General features: G+C 62.6%; 14 protein-coding genes. 11 read left to right on the forward strand and 3 right to left on the reverse strand.

Annotated elements, in window-relative coordinates; translation table 11 throughout:
• The first annotated feature begins 2 nt into the window (after positions 1-2).
• Positions 3-779: an SDR family oxidoreductase gene (locus tag RTH74_RS08140; protein ID WP_316914336.1), complete on the forward strand. Its 777-nt coding sequence runs from the start codon at positions 3-5 to the stop codon at positions 777-779.
• 124 nt (positions 780-903) lie between these two features.
• On the opposite strand, the gene RTH74_RS08145 is transcribed toward RTH74_RS08140, so the two are convergent.
• Positions 904-2,568: an electron transfer flavoprotein-ubiquinone oxidoreductase gene (locus RTH74_RS08145; RefSeq protein WP_316914337.1), complete on the reverse strand. Its 1,665-nt coding sequence runs from the start codon at positions 2,566-2,568 to the stop codon at positions 904-906.
• Positions 2,569-2,891: 323 nt separating this feature from the next.
• Here RTH74_RS08145 and RTH74_RS08150 point away from each other — a divergent pair, with 323 nt between their 5' ends.
• Positions 2,892-3,641 carry an electron transfer flavoprotein subunit beta/FixA family protein gene (locus tag RTH74_RS08150; protein ID WP_012018936.1) on the forward strand — a complete coding sequence of 250 codons (750 nt, stop codon included), beginning with the start codon at positions 2,892-2,894 and terminating at the stop codon, positions 3,639-3,641.
• The gene (locus RTH74_RS08155) at positions 3,642-4,571 is read left to right on the forward strand and encodes an electron transfer flavoprotein subunit alpha/FixB family protein (protein WP_099525431.1); all 930 of its coding nucleotides are present in this window, start codon (positions 3,642-3,644) and stop codon (positions 4,569-4,571) included.
• 83 nt (positions 4,572-4,654) lie between these two features.
• On the opposite strand, the gene RTH74_RS08160 is transcribed toward RTH74_RS08155, so the two are convergent.
• A complete protein-coding gene (locus RTH74_RS08160; RefSeq protein WP_316914338.1) occupies positions 4,655-5,581 on the reverse strand; it encodes an alpha/beta fold hydrolase in 927 nt (308 codons plus the stop codon).
• Positions 5,582-5,694: 113 nt separating this feature from the next.
• On the opposite strand from RTH74_RS08160, the gene RTH74_RS08165 reads away from it, so the two are divergent.
• The 8 genes from RTH74_RS08165 (at position 5,695) to RTH74_RS08200 (ending at position 12,930) form a co-directional block, all read left to right on the forward strand.
• The gene (locus RTH74_RS08165; protein ID WP_316914339.1) at positions 5,695-6,528 is read left to right on the forward strand and encodes a transporter substrate-binding domain-containing protein; all 834 of its coding nucleotides are present in this window, start codon (positions 5,695-5,697) and stop codon (positions 6,526-6,528) included.
• Between the two features lie 9 nt (positions 6,529-6,537).
• Positions 6,538-6,888, forward strand: coding sequence for a DUF4398 domain-containing protein (locus RTH74_RS08170; RefSeq protein ID WP_099525434.1), 351 nt, complete (start codon positions 6,538-6,540; stop codon positions 6,886-6,888).
• On the forward strand, positions 6,888-7,700 hold the full coding sequence (locus RTH74_RS08175) for an OmpA family protein (protein ID WP_316914340.1): 813 nt from the start codon (positions 6,888-6,890) through the stop codon (positions 7,698-7,700). Before RTH74_RS08170 ends, RTH74_RS08175 begins: the two co-directional genes overlap by 1 nt.
• A gap of 185 nt (positions 7,701-7,885) precedes the next feature.
• Positions 7,886-9,331 carry a PLP-dependent aminotransferase family protein gene (locus tag RTH74_RS08180; RefSeq protein ID WP_013715143.1) on the forward strand — a complete coding sequence of 482 codons (1,446 nt, stop codon included), beginning with the start codon at positions 7,886-7,888 and terminating at the stop codon, positions 9,329-9,331.
• 85 nt (positions 9,332-9,416) lie between these two features.
• Positions 9,417-11,117 (forward strand): VWA domain-containing protein, encoded by a 1,701-nt coding sequence (locus RTH74_RS08185; protein ID WP_316914341.1) that lies wholly within the window; start codon positions 9,417-9,419, stop codon positions 11,115-11,117.
• On the forward strand, positions 11,114-11,686 hold the full coding sequence (locus RTH74_RS08190; RefSeq protein ID WP_316914342.1) for an RNA polymerase sigma factor: 573 nt from the start codon (positions 11,114-11,116) through the stop codon (positions 11,684-11,686). The genes RTH74_RS08185 and RTH74_RS08190 overlap by 4 nt, the downstream gene beginning before the upstream one ends.
• On the forward strand, positions 11,683-12,345 hold the full coding sequence (locus RTH74_RS08195) for a hypothetical protein (protein ID WP_316914343.1): 663 nt from the start codon (positions 11,683-11,685) through the stop codon (positions 12,343-12,345). The genes RTH74_RS08190 and RTH74_RS08195 overlap by 4 nt, the downstream gene beginning before the upstream one ends.
• Positions 12,346-12,435: 90 nt before the next feature.
• A complete protein-coding gene (locus RTH74_RS08200; RefSeq protein ID WP_316914344.1) occupies positions 12,436-12,930 on the forward strand; it encodes a hypothetical protein in 495 nt (164 codons plus the stop codon).
• 1 nt (position 12,931) lies between these two features.
• Here RTH74_RS08200 and RTH74_RS08205 read toward each other — a convergent pair whose 3' ends face one another.
• Entirely contained in the window at positions 12,932-14,758 is a 1,827-nt protein-coding gene (locus RTH74_RS08205; RefSeq protein WP_316914345.1) for a long-chain-acyl-CoA synthetase, read from the reverse strand.
• Positions 14,759-14,855: the final 97 nt, after the last annotated feature.

A 14,855-nucleotide genomic window follows, 5' to 3' on the forward strand; every position in this document is an offset into this window, starting at 1 on the left:
GCATGTTGGAGTGGGGCACGAATGACACGCCCAACAATGGGCGTGTCGCGTTGGTCACCGGAGCCGCGCGCGGTATCGGCCTGGGCATCAGCGCCTGGCTGATAACCGAGGGCTGGCAGGTGGTGCTGGCCGACGTGGATCGTGAGCGGGGCTCCAGGGTAGCGCGTGTGCTGGGTAACAATGCCTGGTTCGTCGCCATGGACGTAGCCAAGGAAGATCAGGTCAGTGTCGGCGTTGCCGAGATACTCGGCCAGTTCGGCCGCCTCGATGCGCTGGTGTGCAATGCAGCTATCTCCGATCCGCACACCCCGCCGCTGGAGTCGCTCGATCTCAAGCGCTGGAATCGTACGCTGGCGGTCAACCTGACCGGTGCCATGCTGCTGGCCAAGCACTGCGCGCCGTATCTGCGTGGGCATCGCGGCGCCATCGTCAATATCGCCTCGACTCGTGCCAGCCAGTCCGAAGCCGATTGCGAGGCCTACGCCGCGAGCAAGGGCGGCCTCGTTGCGCTCACTCACGCGCTGTCGATCAGCTTGGGGCCGGAGGTGCGGGTCAACTGCGTCAGCCCTGGCTGGATCGATGCACGTGATCCGTCGCAGCAACGCCTGGAACCGCTGTCAGTATTCGACCATGCGCAGCATCCGGTTGGCCGTGTCGGCACGGTAGAGGATGTCGCGGCGCAGGTTGCCTGGCTGCTCTCTGATGCGGCCGGTTTCGTCACTGGGCAGGAGTTCGTCATCGATGGCGGCATGAGCCGCAAGATGATCTATCAGGATTGAATGCCCTGTGAGAGCGAGCTCTCGCGAAGCGTGGTCTTGAACGCTTCGCGAGCAGAGCTCGCTCCTACCGATTCGATGCAAATGAAAAAGGCTCCCGAAGGAGCCTTTTTCATGTGTGGCCGAATTACATGTTGGGGTAATTCGGGCCACCGGTGCCTTCCGGCGCAACCCAGGTGATGTTCTGGGCCGGGTCCTTGATGTCGCAGGTCTTGCAGTGCACGCAGTTCTGCGCGTTGATCTGGAACTTCTTCTCGCCGTCTTCCTGCGTCACCACTTCGTACACGCCGGCCGGGCAGTAACGCTGCGCCGGCTCGTCGTACAGCGGCAGGTTCTTCGCCAGCGGAATGCTCGGGTCAGTGAGCTTCAGGTGGCAGGGCTGCTCTTCTTCGTGGTTGGTGTTGGAGAGGAACACCGAGCTCAGTTTGTCGAAGCTCAGCTTGCCGTCCGGTTTCGGGTAGGCGATCTTCTTGCTTTCTGCGGCCGGCTTCAGGCAGGCGTAGTCCGGCTTGTTGTCGTGCAGGGTGAAGGGGATCTTGCCGCCGAAGATGTTCTGATCCAGCCAGTTGATGCCGCCGCCAACGATGGCGCCGTACTTGTGGATGGCTGCGCCGAAGTTACGGCTGCGGAACAGTTCGTCGTACAGCCAGCTGGCTTTGAAACCATCGACGTAGTTGTTCAGCTCGTCACCGCCCTCACGGCCAGCGGCCAGAGCTTCGGTGATGGCGTCGGCGGCGAGCATGCCGGATTTCATCGCGGTGTGGCTGCCCTTGATCTTGGCGAAGTTCAGCGTGCCAAGGTCGCAGCCGATCAGGGCGCCACCCGGGAAGACCATCTTCGGCAGCGAGTTCAGGCCGCCCTTGGCGATGGCGCGTGCGCCATAGGCCGCGCGCTTGCCGCCTTCCAGGTACTGGGCAATCACCGGGTGGTGCTTGTAGCGCTGGAATTCGTCGAACGGCGACAGGTGCGGGTTGGCGTAGGACAGGTCGATGATCAGGCCGACCACTACCTGGTTGTTCTCCAGGTGATAGAGGAAGGAGCCGCCGGTGTTCTCGGTGCCCATGATGTCCATCGGCCAACCAGCAGTGTGTACCACCAGGCCCTGGTCATGCTTGGCCGGATCGATATCCCAGATTTCCTTGATGCCGATGCCGTAATGCTGGGCATCGGCTTCGCTGTCGAGGTTGTACTTCTTGATCAGCTGCTTGCCGATGTGGCCACGGCAGCCTTCGGCGAACAGGGTGTACTTGGCACGCAGCTCCATGCCCGGGGTGTAATAGCCTTCCTTCGGATTGCCTTCGCGATCGACGCCCAGATCACCGGTGACGATGCCGCGTACCACGCCGTTTTCGTCGATCAGCGCTTCCTGAGCGGCGAAGCCCGGGTAGATCTCCACGCCCAGGTTCTCGGCCTGCTGAGCCAGCCAGCGGCACAGGTTGCCCAGGGAAATAATGTAATTGCCTTCGTTGTGCATGGTTTTCGGCACAAAGAAGTCTGGAATTCGGGTAGCCTTGTCGGCGTCGCGCAGCAGATAGATGTCATCGCGCTTGACCGGGGTGTTCAGCGGGGCGCCGAGCTCTTTCCAGTCGGGGAAGAGTTCATTGAGGGCGCGCGGTTCGAACACTGCACCGGAGAGGATATGAGCGCCAACTTCGGAGCCTTTCTCGACCACGCAGACGCTGATCTCTTGACCCGCTTCAGCGGCTTTCTGCTTCAGTCGGCAGGCGGCGGACAGTCCGGACGGGCCGGCGCCGACGATGACGACGTCGAACTCCATAAATTCGCGTTCCACAGGCTATCTCCTACTCAAGGCTCTTCGATATTTTATATTGGAGGGCACGGCTCACCCCCTAACCGCGGCGTGGGCATTATATCTACACCCTCTCTGCGGGCCAATACAAACGTTTGTTTGAATTTTCTGTAGGCCTGTTAGAATCGTACTACATCGCGGATGACCGGCCAGTTCGCTGTATTGACCAGGCCAGGCCGCGGGGTCAAGATACGGGCGGTTTTGCGCTCGCCGTCTGGGCTGAAAGGTTGGCTCCTGCCAATTTATATCGCTGACCAGGCTCGCCTTGGCGAGATTCTTATTCACCGGAGAGTAACGAGGAATCCATGAAGGTTCTTGTAGCTGTCAAACGAGTGGTTGACTACAACGTCAAGGTTCGCGTCAAGGCGGACAACAGCGGCGTCGACCTCGCCAACGTCAAGATGTCCATGAACCCCTTCTGCGAAATCGCCGTGGAAGAAGCCGTACGCCTGAAGGAGAAAGGCGTGGCGAGCGAAATCGTCGTCGTCTCCATCGGCCCGGCTACCGCTCAGGAACAGCTGCGCACCGCGCTGGCTCTGGGTGCCGACCGCGCTATCTTGGTCGAATCCAATGACGAGCTGAACTCCCTGGCCGTGGCCAAGCTGCTCAAGGCAGTGGTCGACAAGGAGCAGCCGCAGCTGGTGATCATGGGCAAGCAGGCCATCGACAGCGACAACAACCAGACCGGCCAGATGCTGGGCGCCCTGACTGGCTTCGGCCAAGGCACCTTCGCCTCCAAGGTCGAAGTTGCTGGCGACAAGGTCAACGTCACCCGTGAGATCGATGGCGGTCTGCAGACCGTTGCTCTGAACCTGCCGGCGATCGTCACCACCGACCTGCGTCTGAACGAGCCGCGCTACGCGTCGCTACCGAACATCATGAAGGCCAAGAAGAAGCCGCTGGAAACCGTTACCCCGGACGCCCTGGGCGTTTCCACCGCCTCCACCGTCAAGACCCTGAAAGTCGAAGCGCCAGCTGCTCGCAGCGCAGGCATCAAGGTCAAGTCCGTGGCTGAACTGGTCGAGAAACTGAAGAACGAGGCGAAGGTAATCTAAATGACTATCCTGGTTATCGCTGAACACACCAATGCCGCTCTGGCTGCCGCTACCCTGAACACCGTTGCCGCTGCGCAGAAGATCGGTGGCGACATCCACGTGCTGGTAGCCGGTGCCAACGCTGGCGCTGCTGCCGAAGCCGCTGCCAAGATCGCTGGCGTGGCCAAGGTCCTGGTTGCCGACAACGCTGCCTATGCCAACCAGCTGCCGGAGAACGTTGCTCCGCTGGTAGCCGAGCTGGGCAAGAGCTACAGCCACATCCTGGCTGCCGCCACCAGCAACGGCAAGAACATCCTGCCGCGCGTCGCTGCTGCACTGGACGTCGATCAGATCTCCGAGATCATCGCCGTTGAAAGCGCAGACACCTTCAAGCGCCCGATCTATGCCGGTAACGCCATCGCGACCGTGCAGTCCTCGGCTGCCATCAAGGTGATCACCGTACGTAGCACCGGTTTCGATGCCGCTGCTGCCGAAGGTGGTTCCGCTGCTGTTGAAGCCGTTTCCGGTCCGGCCGATGCCGGTAAGTCCGCCTTCGTTGGCGAAGAGTTGGCCAAGTCCGACCGTCCGGAGCTGACCGCTGCCAAGATCGTCGTATCCGGCGGCCGTGGTATGGGCAATGGCGACAACTTCAAGCACCTGTACTCCCTGGCTGACAAGCTGGGTGCTGCGGTCGGCGCTTCCCGCGCTGCGGTCGATGCCGGTTTCGTCCCGAACGACATGCAGGTTGGTCAGACCGGCAAGATCGTTGCGCCGCAGCTGTACATCGCCGTCGGCATCTCCGGCGCGATCCAGCACCTGGCCGGTATGAAGGACTCCAAGGTGATCGTCGCGATCAACAAGGACGAAGAGGCGCCGATCTTCCAGGTCGCCGATTACGGTCTGGTTGCCGACCTGTTCGAAGCCGTACCGGAGCTGGAGAAGTCGGTCTAAACCGCCTTTCCCGCAACGAAAAACCCGCTCTGCTGAGCGGGTTTTTTATTGCCTACGCGTTGCTCGCGATCAGCGCCTGACCATCACTTCAGGCCCTCGAGAAAGCCTCGGTAGAGTAGGGCGCTTTCTTCGGGGCGTTCGAGCATGGGCGCGTGGCCGACGTTATCCATGATCACCACACTGGGTTTGCTCAGCAGGGGTTGCATGACCTCGATGCTGGAGACATCCAGCACGCGGTCCTGTCTGCCCCAGAGCAGCAGGGTCGGCGCCTGAATCTTGGACAGCTCGGGTGCCAGCGGCACTGGGCGCTCCACGAGTTGCTTGAATACCTGATCGTAATGCGCGGCCTTGGCCATGGCGCGTTCGCCTAGATAGCGTTTGAGCGATTCCGGCAGGTAGGGCGGTTCGACGAAGACGAAGTGCAGCAGCTTGTCGAAATCCTGCGGCTGTTTGACCACCAGCGGGTTGGGCGAGCCACTGGTCAGCAGTTGATACAGTTCGCTCTTGTGTGGGCTGTCGATTCCGGCATTGGCGAACAGTGCCAGCGAGCGGACGCGTTCCGGGTAGCGCGCGGCGAAGAGGGCGGCAATCTGTCCGCCCATCGAGTTGCCCAGCACGTGCGCCTGCTGGACGCCCAGTTCATCAAGGATATCCGCCAGGCGCTCGGCCTGGGTGCCGACGTCGTAGCTGCCTGGTGGCAGATCGCTGTCGCCGAAGCCGGGCAGGTCCAGTGCGATGACGCGATAGTCCTGAGTCAGGTGGCGGGAAAACCGCAGCCAGTTATCCTTGTCTGCAGCGAACCCGTGGAGCAGTACCAGGGTTTCGCCGCTTGCCGGTCCTCCCCGGTAATAATGGATGTTAAGATTGTGGACAGATAGCTGCTCGTGACTGAGCCCGGCGCGGTACTGTTCTATCAGGCGCAGGCTGGCCAGTTGAGTCGCTGGAACGAAATACAGCGTGGCGGCGCTGCCTGATAGCAGAAGCAGCAATACGAACAGCAGTTTTTTCATGGCGCGTCCTTATCGCGAATTATTATGGCGGCGCCATTAAGCTAGCATGAACACCGAGGATGCCGGGGTGCCAAGACCATCCCAGCGATCAACGCATAAACCGAGAGTAGCCAATGCCAGAGCGTTGTCTGTTTAAGTCGCTGTTGCTGTGGTGCGCCCTGGCCCTGATGCCAGTCGCTGCTCTGGCTGCCGGTAAGTGCGAGCGCCTGGTGGCGACCGGCAATCCTGAGTACCCCCCTTATCTCTGGCGTGACCCGCAGAATCCGAAGCAACTAATCGGTGCCAATGCCGATCTGCTCAAGCATCTGGCCAAGGAGCTGGGTGTGGTAATCGACGTGATTTACACCGGGCCGTGGTCGCGTGCGCAGGACGAAGTGCGTACCGGCCGTGTCGACTTGCTGGCCGGTGCGTTTATCACACTGCCGCGTCTGGAAAGCATGGATTACGTTCACCCGGCATTCTTCTTCACGCCAAGTGTGGTGTGGGTGCGCAAGGGTGAAGCTTTTCCCTACGGCAGCTGGATCGACCTGCAAGGGCATACCGGCGACACTCTGGTGGGCAATAGCTTCGGCCAGCAGTTCGATGCCTTCGCCAAGCAGAACCTTACGCTCGAGGGCGTCTCCAGCCTGACGCAGGCCTTCCAGAAGCTGCTGCTCGGCCGTACCGACTATGTGCTCTACGAGCGCTACCCCGGCCTCGCGCTCGCCGAGACGCTGGGTATGGACGATGATCTGGAGGTATTGGATCCGCCGATTTCCAGCGAAGGCCTCTACCTTACCCTGTCGCACAATTCCGCGTGTAACGAGCCATGGTTGCGCGGTCAGTTGGCGCGAAAGATGACAGAAATGGTCGCTGCCGGGTTGCCTGAACAGTACCTGCAAAGCAATCTGGAATTGTGGAAGGCGCAGCAGATGCAGCCTGACCCGGTTGGCGACGTCACTCAGTAGGAAAATCTCGTGATCAATCGAACCCTTCCCTTGCTGCTGGCGCTGGGCCTGACGGCCTGTGCGAGCGATCCTGCACCCGTCGAACAACTGCGCCTGACGGAACAGGCGTTGGCGCAGACCAAATCCCTGGGTGTGGTCAGCGAGCAATCGGAGTCGCTGCGCCAGGCTGAGGACAAGTTCGCGCAGGCCCAGACCGCCATGCAGGACGATGAGAACAAGCAGGCGCGCCAGCTCGCCGAACAGGCCGAGCTGGATGCGCGCCTGGCCGAGGCTGAGCACCTCAACGGCAAAGGGCGGGAACAGCTGAATGAACTCAATCAGCGCATCGGCCGACTGCGTCAGCAACTGGGGGCCATGTGATGAGGGCGTATGGTTATCTGGGCAGCCTGGCGCTGGTCGCTACCTTGCTCGGTGGTTGCGCGACCAACCAGATGGCGAGTGAGCAAGCGCTGGAAGAGGCACGTCTGAGCTTCCAGGCGGTCAAGGAAGACCCCAGTGTGCTGCGTGCCGCGCCCAAGGACGTGATTCGCGCGGGTGAGTCGCTGGCCCGTGCCGAGCGCCTGTCCAGCTACTGGGGCAGCGGCGATGATGTGCGTCATTACGCCTACCTCAGCCAGCGCTATGCCGCGATTGCCCGTCAGCACAGTGATATCAGCCTCAACCAGGAGCGGGCGGCCAAGCTCGAGCTGGAGCGCCAGCGCCTGCAACTGACGCTGCGCGAGGCCAAGCTGATGAGCGTGCAGCAGCACAACGGTTGGTTGGAAGAGCAGATGGTCAGCCTCGCTACCAGCGAGACCGAGCGTGGCCTGGTGATGACCCTTGGTGACATGTTGTTCGACGCCGGCCGCGCCGATCTACAGCCGGCCGCCAACCGCACGGTGCTCAAGCTCGTGCAATTCCTGCAGATCAACCCGCAGCGACGCGTGCGTATCGAGGGCTATACCGATAACACCGGCGACGCCGCCGAGAATCTTGAGCTTTCCCGCGCGCGGGCGCAGGCCGTGGCCGATCTGCTGGTCGACCTGGGCGTGGATTCCAAGCGGATCCAGGTAGCCGGTTACGGGGTCGACTTCCCTGTTGCGGAAAATGCCTCTGCCCGTGGCCGGGCGCAGAATCGGCGAGTGGAGATTGTCTTCTCCGACGAGCGAGGCCAGCTCGGCGCCGAGCGCTGAGGGTCAACAGTCAAGAACCCCGGCATCGTCCGGGGTTTTTTATGCCTTGAATCGGGTAGAGATGCGGTTTTTGTGCATACAGACAGTCGACACAGAGCTGCTTGCGAAAAGTGTTTTTATCTGTGCCGGTACAATTGTGTAGCAATAGGTTACTGTTATGCTCCAGTGATCTGAAGGATATCGCCATGACCAATCTGCTGCTTTATCAACGTATCGCCCAGCAGTTGGCCGAGGACATTCGTCGTGGCGTCTACCAGCCGGGGGAGCGCGTGCCATCGGTACGCAAGATGAGCGCTCAGCTCAATGTCAGCCACGCCACCGTGTTGCAAGCGTACGCCAATCTCGAGGATCAGGGCCTGATCCGAGCGCGGCCGCAGTCGGGCTTCTACGTACATCAGACACCGGCACTGACCGCGCCGACGCCGGATATCGCCAAGGTCGAGCGGCCAGGCCTGGTCACTCGTGCCAGCATCATCAACCAGGTGCTCACCGAGTCGCGCCGCGAGGGCGTGTTCCCGCTGGGCGCTGCGGTGCCGCATGTCGACTACCTGCCGGTGCGTGCGCTGCACCAGCAACTGGCGAAGGTCACGCGCTTTCACAGTCCGCGTGCCTTCAGCTACATGTTCAGCCCCGGTTTCGAGCCGTTGCGTCGCCAGGTGGCGATTCGCATGCGCGATGCCGGCGTGGTGGTCGACCCGTCCGAGGTGGTGATCACCCATGGCTGCGTCGATGCGCTGCAGATGAGCCTGCGCGTGCTGACCAAGCCAGGTGACCTGATCGCGGTGGAGTCGCCGACCTACTACGGCCTGCTGCAACTGGCCGATCTGCTGGGGCTCAAGGTCATCGAGATCCCGTGCGACCCCACCACCGGCATCAGCCTCGAAGCGCTGCAACTGGCGGCCAACCAGTGGCCGATCAAGGCGCTGGTGCTGACGGCGCGGCTGTCCAATCCGCTCGGTGGCACCATCCCCGAGGAGCGTCAGCGTCAGTTGTTGCGCCTGGCTGGCGATTACGATTTCCAGATCGTCGAGGACGATATTTACGGCGAGCTGATGTTCGAACAGGGGCCGACCAAGGCGCTGAAATCCCATGACCGCGACAGCCGGGTGATCTATTGCTCGAGCTTCTCCAAGACGTTGTCGCCCGGTGTGCGCATCGGCTGGATAGTCGCCGGCAAGTATCAGGACGAGATCCAGCGGCTGCAGACCTTCTCCACCCATTCGGCGTGCAGCGTCACCCAGATGGCCGTAGCGGCCTACCTGGAGAATGGCGGGTACGACCGTCACCTGCGGCATATCCGTCAGGAGTACCGCAAGAACCTCAGCGCCTTCCAACTGGCGGTGCAGCAGTATTTCCCGGTCGGTACGCAGATGACCCGGCCCAAGGGCGGCTTCATTCTCTGGGTCAGCCTGCCGGCGCGGGTCAACACCAAGGATCTGCACGTGCGCGCGCTGCAGCAGGGCATTTCCATCGCACCGGGACTGATCTTCAGCAACACCGAGCAGTTCAACCACTGCGTGCGCCTCAACTGCGGCATCCCGTGGAACCGCGAGGCCGAAAGAGCGCTGATGACCCTGGGCATGCTGGCCACGCAGCTGTGCCAGGAAGCGGGCGGTTCCTGGGAGGATTAAAAAGTCCGTCTCGTTTTAACCCGATTCATCGAAGGGCTGCGTCTACCTGAGCGAAGGTCTCGTGCCATTGCTCAGGAGGTGCACCATGTCCGTTTATTCCTCGTTGCTCGTTCGCCCATTCGCCGTCGGTTTTTCCGCGGGAACCTTGCTGCTGCTCGCCGCCTGCAGCGCCTCTGGCCCGGAGCCGGAAGCCCAGGCCAACTCGGAGCCGGCGGCGACACTCCTCCGTGAGCGTCTGGCTGCACCTGTAGCAGCCGAGACGCCTGCCGCCGCCAGCCAGAAACGCATGTCGACCCTGGCTTACGCGCCGTCGCCCATCGCCGATGTCGTGCCGCCGGGCTACCGTGACGAGTCGCGCGAGCAGTACCAGGCCTATGCCGACAACCCGGTATTCGCCGTCGCCGAGACCCCGGTATCCACCTTCAGCATCGACGTCGATACCGGTAGCTACGCTAACGTGCGGCGCTTCCTCAACGGCGGGCAACTGCCGCCGAAGGACGCTGTGCGCCTGGAGGAGCTAGTCAACTACTTCCCCTATGCCTATCCGTTGCCGCAGGGTGACGTACCTTTCGGCGTTAGCACCGAGCTGGCGGTGACACCGTGGAACCCGCAGACGCGCCTGCTGCGCATCGCCATCAAGGCATCAGACCGCAGCGTGGACGAGCTGCCACCGGCCAACCTGGTGTTCCTGGTCGACGTGTCCGGCTCGATGCATCGCCGCGAAGGGTTGCCGATGGTGCAGGGCACGCTGAAATTGCTGGTCGATCAGTTGCGCCCGCAGGATCGTGTCTCGCTGGTCACCTATGCCGGTGACAGCAAGGTGGTGCTGGACTCCGCGCCCGGCAGCGACAAGGCGAAGATTCGGGCGGCAATCGATCAACTCAGTGCTGGCGGTTCGACGGCGGGGGAGTCGGGCATTCAGCTGGCCTATCAGCAGGCGAGCAAGCACCTGATCGATGGTGGTATCAACCGCATCCTGCTGGCCACCGATGGTGACTTCAACGTCGGCATCAGCGACTTCGAAAGCCTCAAGCAGTTGGCCGCTGACAAGCGCAAGAGTGGTGTTTCGCTGACTACCCTGGGTTTTGGCGTGGACAACTACAACGAGCGCCTCATGGAGCAACTGGCCGACGCCGGCAACGGCAACTACGCCTACATCGACAACCTGCGCGAGGCGCGTAAGGTGTTGGTGGATCAGCTCGGCTCGACCCTCACCACCGTGGCCAGTGACGTGAAGCTGCAACTTGAGTTTAACCCGAGCGAAGTCAGCGAGTATCGCTTGCTGGGTTACGAGAACCGGGCGCTCAAGCGCGAGGATTTCAGCAACGACAAGGTCGATGCTGGTGATATCGGCGCTGGGCATACCGTCACCGCGCTGTACGAGATCGTCCCGGCGGGCATCAAAGGCTGGCTGGAGCCGCTGCGTTATCAGGCCAGTGCCCAGCCCGCGAGCAAGAGTGGCGAACTGGCCTGGTTGCGGATTCGCTACAAGGCGCCGGGGGAAGCATCCAGCCGGCTGCTGGAGCGGCCTATCGCACGCGGCGAGGCCAAGCCGGTTACGGCTGCCAGCGAGGACCTGCGCTTCGCCGCAGCGGTAGCCGCCTTCGCCCAGCAGCTCAAGGACGGGCGCTACACGGGCGACTTCGATCTGGCGCAGAGCATCGCACTGGCGCGCTCGGCGAAAGGTGAGGACCGCTTCGGTCTACGTGGCGAGTTCATCCAACTGGCCGAAATCGCCCAGAGCCTGCACACTTCCGGTTCCACCCCAGCACGAGTTCAGCAGTGAACGCACCCCTCATGGATGACGACGCCGCCTTGCTGCGGCGTTATCGCCGCGGCGATGCCGCGGCCTTCAACGAACTGTACCAGCGCTATCGGCTGGGCCTGTTCCGCTTTCTACTCGGCCTGTGTGGCGATCATGCCCTGGCCGAGGAAGTGTTCCAGGAAACCTGGATGAGCCTGATCCGCAGCCAGAGCGAGCGGCGCGAGCCGGTGCTGTTCAAGACCTGGCTGTACCAGATCGCCCGCAACCGCCTGATTGACCACTGGCGCAAGACGGGTCGTCATCAGGCCGGGCATGACGAATATGACGAAGGCCAGCACGCCCAGGCCGACCCGCAACCGGGCCCCGAGCAGCAGTGGAGCCTGAGCCGCGATAGCGAACGGCTGCAGGCGGCGCTGGCCGACCTGCCGGAAGATCAACGCGAGGTGTTCCTGTTGCGTGCCCATGGCGACCTGGAACTGAACGAGATTGCCGAGTTGACCCGCACGCCGGCCGAGACGGTCAAGAGCCGTCTGCGCTATGCCCTGCAGAAATTGCGCCGGCTGCTGGCCACCGAGGAGTTGTCCGTATGAACCATGAACGAGAACCTCTTGACCACGAGCAGGCGTTGCTGGCGCATTTTCGTGCCCATGGCAGCGGCGAACCTTCGGCCGAGCTGGATGCGCGCATTCTGGCGGCGGCCAGTGCGGCTGCCCGTGAAGCGCGTCAGGCCGACAAGCCTGAATCTGGCTGGGCGCAGCGCCTGCATCAATGGTTGTTTGGCAGTGGCCGCCAGCGCTGGTCGGTGGCCGTGGCCGGGTTGGCCTGTGTCGGGATTGGCGTCAGCCTGACTTGGCGGACCCTGGAGCAAACGCCAGATGCCTTTGATGCCGTGCCGCCCAGCGTGGCCATGAGCCCCGCTGCACCAGCCCCGGCACCGATGGCGGCCAAACGTGCTGCCGAGAACGAGTCGGTGGCGCGTATGGCTGTCCCTCAGGAGCGCATGAGGAGCCAGGCGCCTTCTGCCGATATAGCGGAGGCACCGATGGCCAGCACGGCGGCAATTACTCCGATGGCAGAATTGGTGATCCAGAGCGAACCACGCGAGGCGTTGCTGCGTCTGCTGGAGCTGCGCAAAGCCAATAAGCGGGAGGAGGCGCTGCGGTTGCTGGAGCAGCTCAAGGCCGATTATCCGCAACTGGATATCGAGGCCGAGCTCGAGCATCTGGCTAACGAGCCGTCAGCCGAATGAGCTTCCGGGTAAAAGTCGTGTAAGTCGACTTGTCAGGCGCGCCCAGGCGGAGGAGCATGGGCGCGTTACTGATCGAGCTATCCTTGTCCCATGATGCGTAAGTCCATTCTTCTATTGCTGTGCCTGGGTTGGCTGAGCGCCTGTGAGCGTGAGCCGGAGCCCGTTGCGCAGCAGCCTGAGGTAAAGCCGGCAGCGGTTGCAGCACCTGCGCCCGTTGTCGAGGTTGCCAAGCACGAGCCTGTCGAACCTGCGCCGCCTGCCAAGGTGGTCGAAAACAAACCCGTGCCTCCCGCCAAACCTCCTGTTGCCGCCAAGCCCAAGCCTGCTGCGGTACCACAGCCCAAGCCTGCCGAGCCCGAATCGAAGCTGGCGCTGGACCTGAGCGTGCCGCAGGAGCTGTTCGAGCAGGCACTGGAAAGCGAAACCCGCGAGGATCTCGCGCCGGTGCTACCGCCACTGTTTGGCGAGAAACCTGAAGTCCAGAGCCCGTTCCAGATCAGCGGTCGGCTGATCAGCAACGAGCGAGTAGACGACTACTGGGATTCCATCGAAGGCGCCGAGCTGCAGTTCGAGTTCAAGCAGTAGCTCAAAAGCGATAACGCTGCTGCTCGATGGCCGCATGGGTTTCACGACTCAGCGGCTGGAAGCTGTCTGCGCCCGGCAGACGTACGTAAAGTGGGCCGTCGACCTGGCTCAGGTCATAGCCGGCCTGCTTGAGGTCGGTCTTCTTGTACTTGAAGGTACCGGTGGTCTCGACTTCGCCGAGTAGGCGCACGAACAGCGGCGCGGCGTAGGCCGGCAGCTCCGCGTCGAGGTGAGCGGCGAGCGCCACGCCATCCAGCGCGCAACCCGACGCCAGGCGCAGTGCAGCCATGCCGCAGCGGCCATTGGTGCCGGGAATCTCCACGCCGTAGACCACCGCATCCTCCACGCCGGGGAAGGCGCCCAGCACGTTTTCCACCTCGGTGGTTGAAACGTTCTCGCCTTTCCAGCGGAAGGTGTCGCCAAGGCGGTCGACGAACTGCGCATGCTTGCAGCCGATGTCTCGCATCAGGTCGCCGGTGTTGAACCAGGCGTCGCCCTTCTTGAACACGTCACGCAGGATCGCCGCCTCGCTCTTGGCCGGGTCGGTGTAGCCGTCGAACGGCCACTTGGCGCTGATCTCGCTGATCAGTAGACCGGCCTCGCCCTTGTCGGCCTTCTGCAGGAAGCCATTGCTGCCACGCACGAGGCGGTCGTTCTCCAGGTCGTAGCGGACGATGGCGTAGGTGGCCGGGGTGTAGCCGACGGTATTGTCGAAGTTGAATACGTTGGTGAAGCCGATGTTGCCTTCGCTGGAGGCATAGAACTCGGTGATCTGCTCGACTCCGAAACGCTGCTTGAACTCTGCCCAGATCGAAGGGCGCAGGCCATTGCCGATCATGCAGCGCAGGCTGTTGCCTCGTTCTGCTGGATGCTCGGGCTGGTTGAGCAGATAGCGGCACAGTTCGCCGATGTAGCCGAAGCAGGTGGCCTGGTAGCGCGCCACGTCGCTCCAGAAGGCGCTGGCGGAGAACTTGCGGCGCAGGGCGATGGCCGCGCCGCCGGCCAGCACTGCGCTCCAGCATACGGTGACGGCATTGTTGTGGTAGCAGGGCAGGGTGAGGTAGAGCACGTCGCGTTCGTTCAGGGTCAGGCCGGAATGGCCGAAGCCGCCGTAGGCCTTGATCCACTTGCCGTGGCTCATGATCGAGGCCTTGGGCAGGCCGGTGGTGCCGGAGGTGTAGATCAGGAAACAGGCGTCCTTCATGCGCACGCGCAGGCTGTCCGGTGGGTTGTCCTCGGCCTGGCCGCTGGCGATCTGCATGAGATTGAGCCAGCCGTCCGGCGCCTGGCCGGGGTCACGCAGGCAGTCCTGGTCGGCGATCCAGTAGCGGTGCGCCTGCTGGTTGTGCAGCTGCGCCGCGATTTCGTCGAAGGCGCCGCGCAGTTCGTCACCGATGACCAGAAAGCCGGGCTTTACCAGGTTGAAGCTATGCGCCAGTACCTTGCCGCGCTGCGTGGTGTTGATCAGGGCGCCGACCGCGCCGAGCTTGCTCAGCGCGGCGAGGATCGCCAGCAGTTCCAGGCGGTTCTCCAGCATCACCGCGACCACGTCGCCATGGCCGACGCCCTCGGCTTTGAGTGCCCAGGCCAGGCGGTTGGCCCAGGCATTGAAGGCGTGATAGCTGAGCTGGCGGTTTTCATCCATCAGCGCCGGACGCTCGGGGTGGCGCTCGGCGGCGCGCTGCAGCGCCCAGGCCAGCGACAGATTCTTCTCGCGGTTACGGATGCCAGCGTAGTAGAGGCCACGCAGCATGCGCGGCACGCGCGGCAGGTGTTGCGGCAGGTGGGCCAGGAAGCGGAAGGGCGAAATCAGATCGGCTTGGCTCATGGGGCTCGCACTTGGCTGTTATGAATTGGAGGCGAGTTCTGACTCTAGTCAGCCAGGCGCGCAACAGCCATGGCTCTGGTGCGCTGAGCGGCGGGCA

This window comes from Pseudomonas sp. zfem001 (genome assembly GCF_032621725.1).
Classification (GTDB): domain Bacteria; phylum Pseudomonadota; class Gammaproteobacteria; order Pseudomonadales; family Pseudomonadaceae; genus Aquipseudomonas; species Aquipseudomonas sediminis.